The organism is Mesorhizobium sp. L2C084A000, assembly GCF_000502875.1.
In the GTDB taxonomy this organism is placed as follows: Bacteria; Pseudomonadota; Alphaproteobacteria; order Rhizobiales; family Rhizobiaceae; genus Mesorhizobium.
Genome location: NZ_AYWX01000024.1, coordinates 24,884 through 42,896 on the forward strand (window position 1 = coordinate 24,884; position 18,013 = coordinate 42,896).

General features: G+C 64.0%; 17 protein-coding genes. 3 read left to right on the plus strand and 14 right to left on the minus strand.

Annotated features, from left to right (window positions below):
• The 4 genes from X735_RS137660 to X735_RS137645 form a co-directional block, all read right to left on the minus strand.
• A complete protein-coding gene (locus tag X735_RS137660) occupies positions 1-1,092 on the minus strand; it encodes an ABC transporter ATP-binding protein (protein ID WP_023814035.1) in 1,092 nt (363 codons plus the stop codon).
• Positions 1,089-2,048, minus strand: a complete 960-nt coding sequence (locus tag X735_RS137655) for a sugar ABC transporter permease (protein WP_023814036.1) — start codon at positions 2,046-2,048, stop codon at positions 1,089-1,091. The genes X735_RS137660 and X735_RS137655 overlap by 4 nt, the downstream gene beginning before the upstream one ends.
• A complete protein-coding gene (locus tag X735_RS137650) occupies positions 2,045-2,905 on the minus strand; it encodes a carbohydrate ABC transporter permease (protein WP_023814037.1) in 861 nt (286 codons plus the stop codon). Before X735_RS137650 ends, X735_RS137655 begins: the two co-directional genes overlap by 4 nt.
• Before the next feature lie 81 nt (positions 2,906-2,986).
• A complete protein-coding gene (locus X735_RS137645; RefSeq protein ID WP_023814038.1) occupies positions 2,987-4,600 on the minus strand; it encodes an extracellular solute-binding protein in 1,614 nt (537 codons plus the stop codon).
• Between the two features lie 336 nt (positions 4,601-4,936).
• On the opposite strand from X735_RS137645, the gene X735_RS137640 reads away from it, so the two are divergent.
• The gene (locus X735_RS137640) at positions 4,937-5,965 is read left to right on the plus strand and encodes a LacI family DNA-binding transcriptional regulator (RefSeq protein WP_023814039.1); all 1,029 of its coding nucleotides are present in this window, start codon (positions 4,937-4,939) and stop codon (positions 5,963-5,965) included.
• Between the two features lie 49 nt (positions 5,966-6,014).
• On the opposite strand, the gene X735_RS137635 is transcribed toward X735_RS137640, so the two are convergent.
• The 8 genes from X735_RS137635 to X735_RS137610 all read right to left on the minus strand — a co-directional run bounded on the left by X735_RS137635 (position 6,015) and on the right by X735_RS137610 (position 12,724).
• Positions 6,015-7,034: an aliphatic sulfonate ABC transporter substrate-binding protein gene (locus tag X735_RS137635; protein WP_023814040.1), complete on the minus strand. Its 1,020-nt coding sequence runs from the start codon at positions 7,032-7,034 to the stop codon at positions 6,015-6,017.
• 36 nt (positions 7,035-7,070) lie between these two features.
• Entirely contained in the window at positions 7,071-7,967 is an 897-nt protein-coding gene (locus X735_RS137630) for an ABC transporter permease (RefSeq protein WP_023814041.1), read from the minus strand.
• A gap of 12 nt (positions 7,968-7,979) precedes the next feature.
• Positions 7,980-8,816 carry an ABC transporter ATP-binding protein gene (locus tag X735_RS137625; RefSeq protein ID WP_031213850.1) on the minus strand — a complete coding sequence of 279 codons (837 nt, stop codon included), beginning with the start codon at positions 8,814-8,816 and terminating at the stop codon, positions 7,980-7,982.
• A 32-nt stretch (positions 8,817-8,848) separates the two neighbouring features.
• Entirely contained in the window at positions 8,849-9,175 is a 327-nt protein-coding gene (locus X735_RS137620; RefSeq protein ID WP_023814043.1) for a ferredoxin family protein, read from the minus strand.
• Positions 9,172-9,720 (minus strand): FAD-binding protein, encoded by a 549-nt coding sequence (locus X735_RS1000000170085; protein ID WP_348625605.1) that lies wholly within the window; start codon positions 9,718-9,720, stop codon positions 9,172-9,174. The genes X735_RS137620 and X735_RS1000000170085 overlap by 4 nt, the downstream gene beginning before the upstream one ends.
• Positions 9,721-10,009: 289 nt before the next feature.
• Positions 10,010-10,873: an FAD-binding protein gene (locus X735_RS1000000170090; RefSeq protein ID WP_023814045.1), complete on the minus strand. Its 864-nt coding sequence runs from the start codon at positions 10,871-10,873 to the stop codon at positions 10,010-10,012.
• Between the two features lie 30 nt (positions 10,874-10,903).
• Positions 10,904-11,500: a thioredoxin family protein gene (locus X735_RS137615; RefSeq protein ID WP_023814046.1), complete on the minus strand. Its 597-nt coding sequence runs from the start codon at positions 11,498-11,500 to the stop codon at positions 10,904-10,906.
• 279 nt (positions 11,501-11,779) lie between these two features.
• Positions 11,780-12,724, minus strand: a complete 945-nt coding sequence (locus X735_RS137610) for an ABC transporter substrate-binding protein (protein ID WP_023814047.1) — start codon at positions 12,722-12,724, stop codon at positions 11,780-11,782.
• A 180-nt stretch (positions 12,725-12,904) separates the two neighbouring features.
• Here X735_RS137610 and X735_RS137605 point away from each other — a divergent pair, with 180 nt between their 5' ends.
• Positions 12,905-15,031 carry a TonB-dependent hemoglobin/transferrin/lactoferrin family receptor gene (locus tag X735_RS137605; protein ID WP_031213852.1) on the plus strand — a complete coding sequence of 709 codons (2,127 nt, stop codon included), beginning with the start codon at positions 12,905-12,907 and terminating at the stop codon, positions 15,029-15,031.
• Positions 15,032-15,033: 2 nt separating this feature from the next.
• Complete coding sequence (locus tag X735_RS137600; RefSeq protein ID WP_031213853.1) at positions 15,034-16,119, plus strand: siderophore-interacting protein; 1,086 nt, start codon at positions 15,034-15,036, stop codon at positions 16,117-16,119.
• Here the strand turns inward: X735_RS137600 and X735_RS137595 are convergent.
• Positions 16,080-16,538: a DUF126 domain-containing protein gene (locus X735_RS137595; RefSeq protein WP_031213854.1), complete on the minus strand. Its 459-nt coding sequence runs from the start codon at positions 16,536-16,538 to the stop codon at positions 16,080-16,082. The genes X735_RS137600 and X735_RS137595 overlap by 40 nt on opposite strands.
• The gene (locus tag X735_RS137590; protein WP_023814051.1) at positions 16,535-17,785 is read right to left on the minus strand and encodes an aconitase X; all 1,251 of its coding nucleotides are present in this window, start codon (positions 17,783-17,785) and stop codon (positions 16,535-16,537) included. Before X735_RS137590 ends, X735_RS137595 begins: the two co-directional genes overlap by 4 nt.
• Between the last annotated feature and the right edge of the window lie 228 nt (positions 17,786-18,013).

Sequence of the window (18,013 nt, forward strand, 5' to 3'; positions counted from 1 at the left end):
TCAACCTGCCTTTATCGCAAGGCCGGTAGCGGCGTCGAAGACGCGCACCGACGACGTAGTGGGGGCAATGACAGCGGTGTCGCCGATAGCCAGTCCGACATCATTGTCGAACACCGTTTTCACAGCCGCCTCGCCCTGGCCGAGATGAACGATGGTGCGCGCACCGATCCGTTCGACGAAGGTCACCGGCATTGCGAGGCCCTGCCCATTCTGCACCAACGTCGCCTGTTCAGGACGGAATCCGTAAAGCACCTCGCCGCGCGCACCACGCATGGCCGCCGCGAGTTCGACCGGCAGCGGCGGCGTGACGCCCAGCGGTCCGAGATCGACGACCAGTCCGCGGTCGCTTTCCACCGGCCTGCCCTTGAGCAGATTCATGCCCGGCGCACCGATAAAGCGGGCGACGAAGACATTGGCGGGATCGTTGTAGACCTCGAGTGGCGTGCCGACCTGCTGCAACACGCCATGATCCATGACCGCGATCCGGTCGGCCATGGTCATCGCCTCGAGCTGGTCGTGGGTGACATAGACCATGGTCTGGCGGAACTGCCGCTGCAGCTGCTTCAGTTCGGTGCGCATGACGGCCCGGAAAGCCGCGTCGACATTGGACAGCGGCTCGTCGAGCAGGAAGATCGCCGGCTCCATGATCGCCGAGCGGCCGATCGCCACCCGCTGCAATATGTTGACTGACAGCCTGTCGGCCTTGCGGTCGAGCAGCGGCGTCAGTTGCAGCATCTCGGCGATGGCGCCGACACGGCGATCGATCTCGGCTTTGGCAGCCCCTCGCATTTTTGGTCCATAGGCAAGGTTCTGGCGCACCGTCATATGCGTGAAGATGGCGTAGTTCTGGAAGACGAAGCCGACGCCGCGCCGGCCCATCGGTACGCCGGCCATGTCGCGCTCGCCGAACAGGATCTTGCCGCCGGTCGGCTCTTCCATGCCGGCGATCATGTTCATCGTCGTCGACTTGCCGCAGCCCGACGGGCCGAGCAGCGCCATGAACTCGCCATCGGCAATTGCCAAATCCATGGTTTTCAGCGCGGTGAAGTCGCCGAATTTCTTGACCAGGTTTTGCAGGTGAATTGCGCTCATGCCGCCACCTCGCGTGCCCGCGCCATGCGCTTCATGGCGAACACCGCGACGATCGACAGCACGACCAAAATGGCCAGCGCGATCGCCGCCACATAGCCCCAGATCAGGTCCTGCGTGGTGAGCTTGTAGATGTAGACCGAGATGGTTTCGGTGGCGACGCCTGGACCGCCGCCGGTCATGATGTAGAGCGTGTCGAAGATCTTGAAGTTCTCTATCACCCGGATCGCCAGCGCGATGATGATGATCGTCTTCATCTTCGGCAGCACGATGGTGACGAAGCGCTGCCAGGGATTGGCGCCGAGCAGCGTCGCCGCCTTGATCTGGTCCTCCGGCACGCCGACCAGGCCGGCGAGCAGGATGAGGAACATCAGCGGCGTCCATTGCCAGATATCGGCGACCATCACCGCGATCAGCGCCAGCGTCGGATCCGACAGCCAGGCGATGGTGACGGGAGAACCGGTCAGCGACGACAAGATGTCGTTCACCGGGCCGCCTGACTGGAACAGCATGAAGAACATGTAGCCGGCCACCGCCGGCACCACCATCATCGGCATCAGCAGGATCGAGTAGAAGACGCGCTTGCCCGGGAAATCGTCGGCAAACAGCGTCGCCAGTGCCAGGCCAAGCAGGAATTCCGCCGGCACGCAGACGATCATGACGATGGCCGTACGCTTCAGCGCGCTCCAGAAGCGCGCGTCGGCGGCGAGATCGGTGTAGTTGGCAAAGCTGTTCCACATCGACCAGGCGTTCCACCAGCCGGTGCCCGACAGAGGCGACCAGTCGGTGACGCTGATGTAGAGCTGCATCAACAGCGGGAAGGCCGAGATGAACAGCACGAGGATCTGAGCGGGCAATGTCAGCCGGAAACCCAGCCTTGCGCCCTCGTCACGCGAACCCGGCCTTGTTCCGACGGCTTTCATCTCATCCTTGGAAGTCATGACAGTCACCGCGCTCATTGCTTGAGCGCCCCGAACGTCAACCCGCGCACCAGATGGCGTTGGATGGCGATGCCCATGATGACCGGCGGCACGGCCGCGATCAGCCCAAGCGCCGCCTTGGCGCCATAGAGCTGCCCAGTCATCGAGGAGGACAGAGAGGCCATGTAGACCGGGATGGTCACCCATTCGCGCGTCGTCAGAAGCAGCGCGATCAAATAGTCCGACCAGTTGAGGATGAAGACGAAGAGCGCGGCACTGGCGAGCGGCGCGCGCATCATCGGCAGCGTGATGCGCGTGAAGACGCGCAGCCGCGAACAGCCTTCGACAAGCGCCGCCTCCTCGATCTCGCGCGGCATGTCGTCGAAGAAGGTCTTCATCAGCCAGAAGGCGAACGGCAAGGTGACGATGCCGTAGATTAGCGCCAGGCCCCACCAGCTATCGGTGAAGTTGAGGAAAGCCCACATGATCATCACCGGGATCATGACCGCCATCGGCGGAAAGATCCTGAGCTGGATCAGCGCCAGCGGCAGGTTCTGGCCGGAGCCGAAACGCGACAGCCCATAAGCCGCGGCAGTGCCCGCCGACATGGCGATCACCGTGCCGAAAACCGCCGACAGCAGCGATGCGAGGATCGGCTTCAGCGCGTTACGGTCGAGCGCGACGATCAAATTGTTGGTCGACTCGCCGAAGACGAAACGGAAATTGCTGAGCGTCGGGTTCTTCGGCCACCAGGTCAGGTCGGCGCCGGTCGCCGACCATTCGGCGATCGGCTTGAAGGCCATCGATACCATCCACAGGATCGGCACCAGCGTAACCGCCATGGCCGCGAAGATCGCGGCATAGCGGAATATCAGGAAAGGAAAGGAACGCTTCATCTGGCGGCTTTGCTGGTGGCGTTGTGGGCGGAGGGGAGAAGCAAGCTCCTCCCCTCCTTCGATATGATCCAGGGAGAAGGATCAGACGATTGGATCGAGAACTGTCGGCCAGGCCTCCTTGTTGGTCTTGATGGCTTCGAGCAGTTTGTCCTCGCCGGTGCGCCGGGCGATCTTTTTCCACTCTGCCTCGGTATCGGCCATCGCCTGCTCCGATGTCTTGGCCTTGGTCAGCGCCGCCATCAGGTTCTCGTCGAGCGCATTGTGGAAGGCTGTCGCGCCGGGATAGTTGATGGTTGGCACGGTGCGGGCGACCGTCTCGCGCACGACGTCCATGTGGTAGGCATGATAGGTCTGGCGCACCAGCGGATCGGAGAAGTCCGAAAGCCGGAACGGGTCCAGATAACCGCCGGGGTTGGCGCTCATCCATGCGTAGATACGGGCCGAGCCCAGCCATTGCAGCAGGAGATAGGCGACCTCCTGGTTTTTCGACTGCGACGAGACCATGCCGGTCAGCGAGAACCACAGCACGGAACGGCTGATCAGCTTGCCGCCGATCTCGCGGCCGGGCGGCAGCATCGAGCCGATCTTGCCGGTGACGGCTGAATCCTTGTTGCCGGCATTGTCGAGGAATTTCGGCAAGTTGGAGAAGGCGCAGGTCATCGCCGCACCACCCTTGGCGAAGTTGCCGTATTGCTCCGGCCAACCCCAGGAGATCGCATCCGGCGAATGATGCGCGAGCGAAGCGACATATTCGTTGGTGGCGGCAATACCTTGCTCGGAATTGATCATCGGCTTGCCGTCATCGCCAAACAGGAATTGGTTGGGCGAAGCCATCGAGACATAGCGCTGGTACCAGTTCGTGTAGCCCCAGCCCTGGTTGCGCAGGTCGGTCGAGCCGAACAGGCCCTTGTCCGGTCGCTGGAAGAAGGCGGCTATGTCGCCATGCTGCTTCCAGGTCTTCGGCGGCGCCAGATCGTAGCCGTATTTGTCCTTGAAGGCCTTCTTCTCGGCTTCGTCGCCGAACAGGTCGGCGCGGTAGACCCAAGTCTGGAAGTCGCCGTCCAGCGACACGCCATAGTTCGAGCCGCGGTATTTGTTGAGCAGCGACACGCCCTTGGCGCCGTTGACATAGCCGCTGACCGGATCGTCCCATTCAGGCTTATGCTGCGCGACAAAGTCGTCGAGCTTGGCGATGCCGCCGGTTTCGGCGAGGTCGCCAAGACGGTTCCATTCGGTCGAGTAGATGTCGTAGGCCCCACCCTTGGTGGAGATGTCCTGCATCGTCTTGGTGAATTCCTGGCCGTTCGGCAAACCGACGATTTCGATCGCGATGCCGGTTTCCTTTTCCCACAGCTCCTTGATCGACGGCGCACCGGCCGGGAACGGCTGCGTGAGCTGGCCGATCGAGCCGTCGGACAGGCCGAGCACGATCTTGGCCGGCGCCTTGCCGGCGCCCTTCAGCGCCTTGGCCGCCTCGATGGCGCGGCCTTCCGGCGTATCGGCGCCATACTGGTAGCGCTCGGCCCCTTCGAAGCCCGTCGGGCCGCCGATCATGCCGGGCGCCAGCGCGTCGGCCGCATAGGCACGTCCGGGACGAATGAATTGGGGTGCGATACCAGCGGCGGCCATGATCACAGCCGCCTTTCCTCCGGATGCCAGCAGCCGGCGCCGCGAGATGCGGATCAAGTCAGACATTGAAACTCCTCCCTCAGGGCCACGTTTCCTCCACGGCCCTTATGAGGGATATTGACGGCAGCATGGCAAGGCTGTCAACATCATAAATAATCAAAACACCTCATAACGTTGCAACAAGGCAAGGAAATGCACAAAAACGGGATCCATGCGTCACGCCGAATGCCTCAATTTGAGGGCACCCGGCCCTTACCGGCCCTGCGCAGCCCTGCCGGACGATTTGATTTAGCGCGGCGGCTTGCACATCGGCCAAGGGCGGATACATCATTTCCCATCAGAATCGCCGATGGCGGGGAAGCCGTCACCAGCCGATCTGACGCATGCAGGAGATGAAAGACGGTGCGTTCCACCCTGACTGACATAGCCCGGGAGGCCGGCGTCTCGGCCGCCACCGTCGACCGCGTGCTCAACAACCGACCCGGCGTACGGGCGCGCACACGGGAAATCGTGCTCGAAATGGCGCAGCGCCTCGGCTACATCGCCGAAGGCCCGAACGGCGCGCCGCCACGACCCTCGCCCGGCGAGGTCATCCGGCTCGACTTCGCCCTGCCGGCCGGCACCAATTCCTTCATCAAGATGCTGCACCGCCAGATCGAGGCACAGGCTCTGGCGCGGCCCGACCTCGATGTTCATATCGCCACCATCGAGGGCTTCAATCCTGACCGGCTTGCTCGCCTGTTGCAGGATCTGCGCGGACAGACGCAAGGCGTCGGCGTCATCGCGCTCGACCATCCGACGGTGCGCGAAGCAATCCGCTCCCTGTCGGCCAACGACATCAAGGTGGTGACCATCGCCTCCGACATCCTGCATGTACCCAGGGTCGCCTATATCGGCATCGACAACCGCGCCGCCGGGCGGCTGGCCGGCTATCTGCTCAACCGCTTCATGGGATCGGGGCGTCCGGGCAAGGTGGCGCTGTTCGCCGGCTCGCTGTCTTATCGCGGCCACGAGGAACGCGAGATGGGGTTCCGCCACGTATTGACCGAGGAATCACCCAATCTGCAGATCGTCGAGATGCGCGAAATGCTCGACGACCGCGAGAAGGCCTATTCGGAGGCATCGGCCCTGCTGGAGCGGCACCCCGACCTTGCCGCGATCTACAATGTCGGCGCCGGCAACACCGGCATCGCCCGCGCGCTCAAGGAGCGCGGCCGCGCCCAATCCATGGTCTTCCTCGGCCACGAAGTGACGGACGGCACCAAGGACCTTCTGCTCGACGGCACGCTCGACGCGGTGATCGACCAGAACCCGCGCGTCGAGGCCCGCGAAGCGCTCAACACCCTGATCCATGCGGTCCGGGGGCTGCCCTACGAATTGCACCAGCCAAGGCTGCAGGTGATCTTCAAGGAGAACATTCCGGAGATTTGACCTGTACGAGGCGGCGCCGCAAAGCGCCGCCCGCTCGATCTTTCCGGGCCTATTGGACGGCAGCGACTTCAGCCGCGGCGCCATCGACAAAGCTCTTGTCGACCCATTTGCCATAGTCGATCGTGCCCTTCAGGAGCCCGGCGCTGGCCATGAATTTCTCCTCGCCCTGCAAGGCGGCGATCGCGTCGTCCGTGAGTTTCGGATCCTGATGGAACACCCCGTCGGCATAGGTCTTGCGGACGGATTTTTCCGACGACTTGGTCGCCTCGACAAAGGTCTTGATCGTCTGGTCCGGATGGGCGTCGGCCCAGCGCGAAATCTCGATATCGACCTTCAGCAGCCGCTTGACCAGATCGGGATATTTCGCCGCGAAGGCGCCGTTGACCGAGATGACGTTGGGCACGTTCCATTCCGGATGGGTGCTGGTGTCGAACAGGACGCGCGCCTCGCCGGTGTCGACCAGCTTGGCCGCCGTCGAATCGGTCTCGACAATGGCGTCGATATCGCCGCGCAGCAGCGCCGGGCCGGATGCCTCGAAAGGCAGGTTCAGACCTTCGACATCATTGGTGGTCAGGCCGACGCTGTTCAGCGCCTTGCTGAAATTCGAATGCCGCACCGTGCCGGTCAAATAGGCGACCTTCTTACCCTTGAGATCCTGCAGTGTCCTCAGCGGCGAGTCGGTCTTGACGACGATGTAGGAACCGCCGGCCTTCACATAGCTCGACAGGCCGATCAGCTTGACGTCGGCGCCGGACGCAGCAACCCGCAGCGCTGGATTGTTGCCGGTATAGGTGAATTCGATCGCGCCGGTGGCCAACGCTGTCGTCGCCTCCGAACCGCCATTGAAAGTCACCAGTTCGACCTTGATGCCGTCCTTGGCGAATTCCTTCTCCCACCAGCCGTCCTTCTGGGCGAGGATGAATTTGAGATGCCCCGGCGCGGTACTGCCGATGCGGATGATTTCCGGCTTGTCCTGGGCGAAGGCAGGCATGCCGCCAAGGCCGATGACGACGGCAATGGCGCCCTTCAGGAGCAGTCGGCGAAGTGCATCGAATGGAATGCTGGGCATGGGAAAAATCCTTCCTGATTGGAATGAATGGACGGCTCAGATGAGCGAGGTCTCGGACTGGCCTTTCCAGGCTGTCGCCCAGCGCTTGAACCAGACAAGCAGGTAGTTGACGGTCAGGCCGATGACGGTCAGCGTCAGGATGCCGGCATACATGTCGGCCGTTTCCATCATCAGCTGCGAGTTCTGGATGAGGAAACCGAGGCCGGATTTGGCCGCCAGCATCTCGGCGCCAATGACCGCGAACAGCGAGGATTTCACCGCCAGCCGCGCGCCGGCGACGATCGAGGGAATGCTGGCCGGCAGGATGACTTTCCGGAACAGATCGAAGTCGGACGTGCCCATCGAGCGCGCCGCCTTGATCAGCAGCGGATCCACCGACTTGACGCCGCTGATCGTGTTGACGAGGAGAAAGAAAACCGAGGAGTAGAAGGTGATCGCCACCTTCGATTCCTCACCAATGCCGAGCAAAAGGATGAACACCGGCAGCAGTGCGAATTGCGATGTGTTGCGCAGCGTCTGCACCAGAAGGTCGGAAACCTTCTCGAACAGCCAATAGCGCCCCATCAACAGACCGAGCGGGATGGCCACCACCACGCCGAGTGCGAAGCCGATCGCAGCGCGCTGCAGGCTTATGCCGATATGCTCGATCAGCACGCCCGAGGCGAGCAGCGCCCACCAGGCGACCAGCACCTCGCTCAGCGGCGGAAAGAAGATCCGGTTCAGCCAGCCGAGCTGGGGCGCGATCTCCCACAGCAGGAAGAACAGGCCGAGCAGCGGCAAGCCATAGAGGAACGTGCCGTGGCTCGCTTTCTTGCTCCGGTTCTTGGCGCTGGCCTTGATGGCCGGGACCCTAGCGACGGCGACCGTTTCGCCAGCGCCGGCAAACAGGTGGAGCGCTCCAGCGGAGCCAAACTTCTCGGTCAGATAGGCCATTGGTCCAGCTCCTCAGTGACTGAAGGCTGGTGACAGGGTCCAGTCCTTCTGCGCCTTGTTGACCTCGTCGCGCAGCACGTCCCAGACGCGGGCGCGATAGGCGTTGAATTCGGCGCTGGCGCGGATGTCGCCGTCGCGCGGCCGTGGCAGGTCGATATCGATGATCTCCTTCACCGCGCCCGGCCGCGCCGTCATCACCACCACGCGATCGGCGAGGAAGATCGCCTCGTCGATCGAGTGGGTGACGAAAATGACAGTCGTGTTGATCTTGCCCCAGATCCGCAGCAGCTCGCCTTGCAGCAGTTCACGCGTCTGCTGGTCGAGCGCCGCGAACGGCTCATCCATCAGCAGCACTTCCGGGTTGCTGGCCAGCGCACGCGCGATTGCCACACGCTGCTGCATGCCGCCGGACAGCTGGTTGGGAAAACGGTCCTCGAAACCAGCAAGGCCGAACAGCGCCAACAGATGGCGGGCTGTGGCGGTACGCTCGGCCTTGGCCACGCCGCGCACTTCCAGCGCATATTCGATGTTGGCGAGCGCCGTGCGCCAGGGAAACAACGCATATTGCTGGAAGACATAGCCGGTCTTTGGATCGGGCCTGGTGATGCGCCTGCCGTCGAGCTGGACATTGCCGCCGGTCGCCTGCGTCAGCCCGCCAATGATATCGAGCAGCACCGACTTGCCCGAGCCGCTCGGGCCGACCAGCGTGATGAACTCGCCTTTGCGGATCGAGAGATCAACGCCGTCGAGCACGGTGACGCGGTCGGTCGCCTCGCCATCGACGGTGACGAACTGCCCCGGCTTGAGCTGGAACGTCTTGCTGATGTCGCTGACGACGATCCGGTCCATGTTCGGGCGATCCATATCTGTCTCCGATCGGTTCACTGCGCCACGCGGATGCGGTGCGTCGGGTCGAATTCCGAGCCGCCCGCCTTGCCGCGCTTCCAGCCAAGCGCGCGGGCATAGGAGCCGAACAGCCGTCGGGCGTCGGCCTGAGCTTCCGTGATGCCGGTCGGCCCTTCGGCGAACTCGGCCACATAAAGCGCGTCGGTCGGGCAGTAGATCTCGCAGAGAAAGCAGGTCTGGCAGTCCTCCTGGCGAGCGATCACCGGCACGCCATTGTCGGTCGCGTCGAAGACGTTGGCCGGGCACACCTTGACGCAGATGTCGCATTCGACGCAGCGCGTGGCCGAGACGATCTCGATCATGACGCCAGCTCCGCCAGCCGCTCAGGCGCACCTGCGATGCGGAACTCATCCACACCGGTGATGACCAGCCGGTGCGCGAAGGCCGGGCTCTTGCCCGGTAGGTCGGTGCGGCGATGCATGCCGCGGCTCTCGGTGCGGTGCAGCGCTGCGGCCACGGACCAGCGCCCGGCAGCGGCGATCGATGCCGCCTCGCGCGTGCGGACCCGATCCAGCCCCTCGCCTTGCAGATGGTCGCGCACGTCGCGCCAGACACTCTCCAGCCGCTCGCCGCTTTTCTCCAGGCCCTCGCCGGTGCGGAAGAAATTCTTGCCGAGCGGCGTCACTTCGCTACGCACCACCTCGATAACTTCGCTCGCCGAGATGTCGGCACTCGCCGACGATGCCGGACGCAACCCGGCTTGGCCGAGCGACTGCACCGCACTGCGGAACGCCTTGCCGGTGCGGCGCTTGGCATGGGTCGAGGCGCCCTTGCCGGCCCACCAGCCGCTGGCCAGCGCCCAGGATGAATTGACGGCGCCGCCGCCCGACACGGCCCCGGTCATCATCTCGCGGCTGGCGGCATCACCGGCGACGTAGAGGCCGGGCACGCCGGTGGCGCAATCGTCGGAGACGATGTCGATGCCGCCGGTGCCGCGCACCGTGCCTTCGGCGCGCAAGGTGATGCGGAACAACTCGCTGAACGGGTCGATGCCGACGCGGTCATAGGGCACGAAGCAATTCGGCTGGCCCTGGCGCAGCCAGCCTTGCAGCGCCGGTTCGGCCTGATCGAGCCGCGCATAGACCGGGCCGTCGATCAGCGCGCGCGCCACTTCCTCCTCGCGGTCGCCGATGCCGTTACGCAACGGCTCGCCGGTCGGTCCGACGATCGGCGAGCCATCTTCGCGATGGAACGAGGCCCAGCGGAACGGCAGGCCCTTGTTCAGCGATGAGCCATAGGGCGCCAGCGTGTATTTGCCGGTGAACTCCATGCCCGACAGGCTGGCGCCGGCTTCGGCCGCCATCAGATAGCCGTCGCCAGTCAGCCCGGNTGCCGGTGAACTCCATGCCCGACAGGCTGGCGCCGGCTTCGGCCGCCATCAGATAGCCGTCGCCAGTCAGCCCGGTGGCGCCGAGGATGCGTTCGCGAAAGGCGCAGCCGCCGGTCGCCAGCACCACGGCGTTGGCGTCGACGCGCCAGTCCTGGCCGATCTGTCTCGCAACACCGGCGGCGCCGACAATGGCATCGCCGTCGGACAGAAGTTCGAGCGCCGGATGATGGTCGAGCACGGTGACGCCGGCCAAAAGCACCCGGCGGCGCATGAAGCGCATGTAGTCCGGGCCGCGCAGATTGGCGATGTAGAGCCGTCCGTCATCCTCGCTCGGAAAGGGATAGCCCCATTCGGACAGCCTGAGCAGGTTGCGGTAGGCGGTGTCGACGCAGCGCAGCATCCAGCGCGGGTCGGCGAGTTCGCCGGTGCGCTGCCAGCGTCGTTCGACCACGGCGTGCCTGTTGTCACCCGGCGGCACGCACCAGGTGCCGGTGTTGGACGGCGCGGTGGCGCCGCTGGTGCCGAGATAGCCCTTGTCGGCCAGCACCACCTTGGCGCCGCCCTCGGCCGCCGCGACTGCCGCCCAGGCGGCCGACGGGCCGCCGCCCAGCACCAGCACGTCTGCCTGGAGCAGCAAGCTGTCGGAAGCGGATTTTTGCGGCTTGTGCATGGACACCTGGCGAATGCGTCGAGGCCGGCGCTAGGCCGCGCGCGCCGCGCTGGAAGACCAGACCGGCTCGTTGCCGGCACTCCATTTGATGTTGCAGCCGATCGACGGCACTTGGCTGGCAATGGGCCTGCCGCCCTCCAACACCGTGTCGACCGCCGCTCGCAGATCGGCACCCGTCACCGGCTTGCCGTTGCCCGGCCGCGCCTCGTCGAACTGGCCGTGATAGGCGAGCCGCCGGTCGGTATCAAACAGGAAGAAGTCGGGCGTGCAGGCCGCGCCATAGGCTTTCGCCGTCTGCTGCGACGCATCCTTGAGATAGGGGAAGGAATAGCCAAATTTTTCGGCCTCTTCGCCGATACGGGCAAGCGTTTCTTCCGGATGCGCTTCGTGGTCGTTGGCGTTGATCGCCACCACTTGCAGCCCCTTGCCCGCATAATCCCTGGCGAAAGCGGCAAGCTGCTCGCGGATCAGCACGACGAACGGGCAACGGTTGGAAATGAAGGCGACGAGCAGGGCCGGCTTGGCGTCGAAATCGGCGAGGCGGTGCAGCACGCCTTGCGCGTCGGGCAACAGGAAATCGGCCGCCCTGGTGCCGAGGTCGATCGGATTGGACTCTGTCTTCGGCATCGATGCGCTCCCTTGTGCAACCATTTTCACAGGCCAAGGTGCGAGCGCCCTGAACGTCCGCAGTTAGTCTATGAATTTAGTATAATTATAGGCTGGATAGCGCATTCGCGGTCAACCGCGCGGCTTAGAATATCGTGCCAATGTTTCAGGCCGAGCCGCCAAGTTTGTTCGGGCGGAAGCCGATCCGGAGAAATCCGGACGGACAGGATTTATCAAGCTCAACTGGTTCGCCGACGAATTGGTACTGCCCAGCCGAACCGCCTTGCGATTTTCACGACGTCATTCCCCTTCCGGATAAAGCGCCTTCGCCAGATCGCGGATCGCATCTGATGTGCGCGGCCCGAAGCCGATCATGTAGGCGCCGTCGAGCACGACCAGCGCCTTGTTGGCCGCCGCCGGCGTTGCCGCCAGCGCGCGGTTGCCGAACACCTGCTCGGGCGTCGGCCCGCCCTTGCCGTCGCTCATCATCAGGATGACGTCAGGCGCCATCTCGATCAGCTTTTCCTCCGATGCCGCCTTGTAGCCATGCACGACATCCATCGGGTTGAGGCCGCCCGCATAGCGAATGATGGCGTCGGCAGAAGTACCCGCGCCGGCAGCGCTCAGACGTACCAGGCCATGGAAGAACACCACCTTCTTGCGCCGCTCCGGCGGGATTTGCGACGCCAGATCCGCGGCAGCCTGAAAGGCCGTGAGCACCTCGGCGGAAACCGCCTTGCCCTTGTCCTCGAGCCCAAGGCTGGCGGCGATCAGGGTGATCTTGCGGTCGATGCCTTGCGGGCTGTTGTCCTGCCGGACGAAGACGATCGGGATTGCCAGCGACTTCAGCACCTCGACCGCTTCAGGAGGCCCGCTGTCTTCGGCGGCCAGGATCAGGTTGGGGCGCAGGCTGGCCAGCCCCTCGACCGAAAGCTGGCGGCGGTAGCCGACATTGGGTTTTTGCGCGACTTCAGGCGGATATTTGCTGCCGCGATCGATAGCGACGATTCGCCCGCCGGCGCCCAGCGCGTGGACGATCTCGGTGACGTCGGAGCCGAGCGTCACGATTCGGGTCGCCGCGCCCGGCACGACGGTTCGCCCCAGCACATCGACAACGGTCTCGGCGGCCAGCGCCTTGAAGCCGCAGGAAGACGCCAGCACCGACAGTGCCAGAAGCAGCACCGCCGCGATCCTGCCAGGTTGTGACCAGTGGGTCGTCTTGCCTTCGCCTAAACTGCCGACCATGCCGCTGTTCCCGTGCCAGATGCTTCTCGATGATGGTTGGCTATAAATTTAAAGTTGACTTGTGTAATCATGTTTTAATATGTGACCCATGCCCTGACCTGCCTGGTCGAGGGATTTTTAATCATGCCAGCCAAGGCCGTTCAGCCACCGCCAGCAGTTTTGCTTTTGCTCGGGGGCAGCATGACAACTACAACAAACACGACATTGAGGGCGAGCACCGCGCTCGCCTTCGTGCTCGGCCTCTGCGCCGTGCCTCTTGCCAGCGCGCAGGAACAGGACCGGGAGAAAAAGGCCGCCGCCAAGACCGGCCGCCTGGCGTCGGCCAGTGTCGCGCAGAACCAGCCGGCGACGATGCTCGACGTGATCACCATCTCGGCGACGATGATCAAAACGGCGGTGATCGAATCGATGGCCGCCATCAGCGCCGTCGATCAGGACGAACTCGACCGCATTCAGCCCGACACAGCGGCCGATATCTTCCGCACCACGCCCGGCGTCGCTGCCTCGATGAATGGCGACGATCCCGCAACAGCCATCAACATTCGCGGCCTGGAGCAATATGGCCGCGTCGTCGTGACGCTCGACGGCGCCCGTCAGGACTATTGGCGCGTCGGCCACGGCTCTGGCTCGTTCTACGTCGAACCCGACCTGATCAAGGAAGCCACGGTCATTCGCGGCCCGGTGTCGAATGCCTATGGGTCAGGCGGCATCGGCGGCGTCGTCTCCTTCGAGACCAAGGACGCCGGCGATTTCCTCAAGAAGGACGAGCGCTGGGCGCTGAGCGAGAAGCTCGGCTACGAGGACAATGGCGACGGCTTCACCACCAGCACCACCGGTGCCTACCGCTTTAGCGGCGATGCCGACATCATCGGCAACCTCATCTACCGCGACCGCGACAGCTACACCGACGGCAATGGCGAGACCGTGCCATGGACCGGCGAGCGGGTGACCAGCGGCTATCTGAAGACGACGCTGCGGCCGGCCGATGACCATGAGCTGAAGCTCGGCGCCATCCTGCAGCGCTACAACGACCAGATCACCGGATCCAGCGGCTCGACCTCGCCGACGCTGAGCCGCTACGACACCAACACCACCAACCAGACCTACACCGCCGCCTACACCTGGAAGCCAGACGACAACGAGCTGATCGACTTCAGCGCCAATGCCTACCACAACCGCACCCGCACCGAGCAGACGCAGGTCGCGCCTGCCTCAGGGATCGGCAATTTCCGTTTTTACGATGTCGCCACATCCGGCTTCAACGTGAAGAACTCCTCACGTTTCGACGCCTGGGGACTAGCACATACGCTGACCTACGGACTCGATTACTACTATCTCGAGGCCTCCTCGGAAGCGGCGCATTTCGGCGCTGGCGAACAGCAGGGCTATGGCGGCTTCCTGCAGTGGCAGGGCGATTACGAGGACTGGCTGCGGGTCATCACTGCGATGCGGTATGACGGCTACCGGCTCGATGGCGAGACGCGCATCCCGTCACCGCAGGAAGCCTCGATCTCCGGCGATCGTTGGTCGCCGCGCCTCACCGTCGGCGTCATGCCATTCGATGGCTTTCAGCTCTATGGCACCTATTCCGAAGGCTATCGGGCGCCGGGTCTGCAGGATGTCTTCCGTGGCGGCGGCGCGCATGGTGGCGGCGATACATATCGGCCCAATCTTCTGCTGCAGCCCGAGACGGCAAAGAACTGGGAGGCCGGTGTCAACGTGAAATATGACGATGTGCTGACGGCGGATGACCGGCTGCGCGCCAAGGTCAACGTCTTCCACACCGCCGTCGAGGACTATATCGACGTCGACCTGACCGTCCTGCCGCGCACGGCGATCAACATCGGCGACGCGCGCCTGAAGGGGGTCGAGGCCGAGATGGTTTATGACTATGGCTCAGGTTTCGTGAACCTCTCCGGTGCGCTGACCGACGCCAAGGTCGTCAGCGGCGTCTATTCCGGCCAGGCACTGAACAACACGCCGCTCGACCGCTTCTCGGCCACCATCGGCTTCCGCATGCTGGAGGACCAGCTCACCGTCGGCGCGCAATATCTCAGCGTCGGCAAGATCACCCGCACCAGCCGCACCAATCCCAACGCCGTGCCGGTCGTCGATGACGGTTTCGATCTGGTCAACGTCTTCGCCAACTGGCGCGTCAATGACAACCTCAAGCTCGACTTCGGCGTCGATAACATCTTCAACACCGCCTACACCGACCCGCAAAGCGCATGGTCGACCTCGGCGGCAACCGAACAGGGCAAGGGCCGCACCTTCAAGGTGGCGCTCACCGGCAGGATCGGAGGCTGACAATGAGCCAAGCATCGGTGCGTGAACTGGCCTGTGAGGCACAGCTCAACCTGCGACATCTGCCTGATTACATGGACAGCATCAGCGACAGACTGCAGAGCTTCGAGGCCGATGCTTCGCATCAGGGACAGCGCATCGATTTCCGCTTTGCCTTCGGTGGCGCCTCTTTCGACATGGAACGGCTGGTGATGCGGGCCAATGCCGCCGACCGCGACGGGCTGGCCCGTATCAAGGACCTGCTGGCCACGGCCGTACAGGTCTACGCCAAGGAGGAAAATCCCGAGATCGTCTGGACCGGCGATCTCTCAGGCGAAACCAGCCTCGCTCAGTTCCGCGAGATGGTGGTGACGGATGTTCGCGACCTCACCCCGCATATGCGCCGCATCCGCCTGGCCGGCGAGGATCTCAGCCGTTTCGCCAAATTCGGCGGCATGCATATCCGCATGCTGTTTCCGACGAGGGATGTCCCCGATCCGCTCTGGCCGGTGCTGGGCGGCAATGGCCTCCCGGCCTGGCCCGCCGACGACCGGCGCCCGGTGGCGCGCGTCTACACCATCCGCGCGCTCGACGTGGAAAAGGGCATCATCGATGTCGACTTCCTGATCCATCCCGGCGAGAGCGTCGGCTCCGCTTGGGCCATGCAGGCAGTGCCCGGCATGAAGGTTGGCATCATGGGGCCGGTCGGCCGTCCGGTGCGGCAGGCAGAATGGTATGTCTTGGGCGCCGACGAAACCGGCTTGCCGGCGCTGGCGCGGCTGCTGGAGACGCTGCCGGCCGAGACAAAAGGCGTTGCGTTCGTCGAGATCGCCAATGACGGTGAACGGCAGGAGATCGCCAATGCCACCGGCATCGAATTGCATTGGCTGACACGGGATGGCGTGGCGGCGGGCGAGGACAGATTGCTGGCCGAGGCTGTCCGCTCGGTAGCGTGGCCGCAGGACGGTTCGGCCTTCGGTTGGTTCGCGGCGGAAGCCGCTGCCGCCAAGATCGTGCGCGAATATTGGCGCGACACTAGGGGACTTGGTCGCGATCAAACGCTGGCGGCTGCCTATTGGCGGCGTGGTGCTGCCGGATTGATGGCGGGGTGAACTCTGATGATCGGCCCGCCGTCTTTGCCGATGCCGATATCAATTTGATCACCGGAGACAAGGTTCGAAATATCGCACACCACCAGCGGCATACGGATGTCATAAAGAAATTCGGCAACGATGGCGCCCACCGCCAGGATCGGGTCCGGCCGCTCCAGAAGAATACCGGCCGGCGCCGTGCCTCTGCGGATCGCCTCAGCCAGGACCGAGGATGAAGACGATGAGCCGCGCCCGCTCGGCATGACCAAAATCCTGCCGGCGACATTCTGGCCGAGACCGGGATGCGAATGGTCTGTTATCTCGCCGGTCTCGGCATCGATGCCGCCCCAGAAGCTGAGCGCTTGCGAAAATACCAGCGCCTGGCCCTTGGCCTCGCCGGCCAGCTGGAAGGTGCCGGTTCGTTCCACTGGTCGCGTCATGAGGCGCTCCGCACGACATGCCCGGCCGCAGCAGAGCGGATGCAATCCCGCATCTCGGCGAAGGCGACGGACACGCCGATATTGCCCGGCGCGTAATGTGCCCATTTGCCGGAATTGGTCATCACGACGCCGTCGAGGCGTTCCAGGATCGATGTGACATAGGTGCAGGTGTCGGCGACCGGGACCAGACCAAACGCCTCCATCCCCGCCAGCGCGCCCTCCTCCTGCAGTCGCGCCAGGGTCGCACGGCCCGTGTTGACGTAGATCGGGATGCGCCTTCCGGGTGCTGCCTCGCGCAGCAACGGCAACAGTCGCATCCACTCCTCATACGAAAAATGCGGCGTGCCGAGCGACACGGCCGCCACCGGCGCGCCATCCCGTACGCTCGATAGCCTGGCCAGCGCATGGTCGATATCGGCGCGGGTGATGCGGATCGTCTCGTCAGGCGCATGACCCTGGAACGCCTCATCGAGCGTCATCGCTTCCGGCGTGATGCCGACCGCATGGAACAGCGCCACAGCACCCGTCGTTGCAGCCGCCGCGCCCAGCGCCTTTAGCTGGTCCTCATCGCGCGGCTGCGGCAGACCGGCAATCACCGGAACGCGGTCGCCGCTCGCTTGCCCGATGAATAGCCCGACGCCGACGAAAAGGCTGTCGCTCGGCTCGCCGTCCAGAACATCCAGTTCGAACAGGATCCGGCCGCGCCGGTTCTCGCCGAGATGCAGACCCCAGGCCGGCGCGCGGCCGGTCATGGCGCAGCACAGATCGATGAAATCGCCATAGCGATTGGTGCGCGAGCCGATCACTGAATTGGCAAAGACGATGGCGTTGGATTCGCCCCAGGCGATCTGCTGGCCGAAGGCTGGCCGGAAGCGCGTCTGGTAGGGTGCGCAAGTGAATGTCGCCTGGCAGCCAAGCTCCAGATGCGCCTTCATCAGCCGCCGCGCCGGCACCTCTTCCGCCGCCGGCATCTTTACCATGCCGGGATGGATGAGATCGAACGAACCGACATTGAGCGTCGTCGGCACCTGCACGCGGCCACCGCCTTCGACCAGCCGCTCGACGAAATCGAGACCGGCCTTGCCATGGTAGAGACAGCCATCGATATGGGCGCCGGCAATGTCGAGCAGGCCGCCCGCCCCGACCGCATTCGAAAACGCGACCAGGATTTTCATGGCAGCGGCGGCGGACGGACCCTGCTCGCCGTCGAGCATGGACCGGTCCTCTGCGGTCAATTCCAACGTCATGGGTGTGCTCCGGACCTTACTCGATTTTGTGGCGGGACAGCACCCCCCTCTGCCCTGCCGGGCATCTCCCCCGCAAGGGGGGAGATTGGCCCTCATATCCGCCTTCGCAAATTCCCAACGCTTCGGGAAGAGCATCGGCGCTGAAGCAGCCGATCTCCCCCCTTGCGGGGGAGATGCCCGGCAGGGCAGAGGGGGGTGCGAAGGAACGCCAACAGCCCCATCTATCGA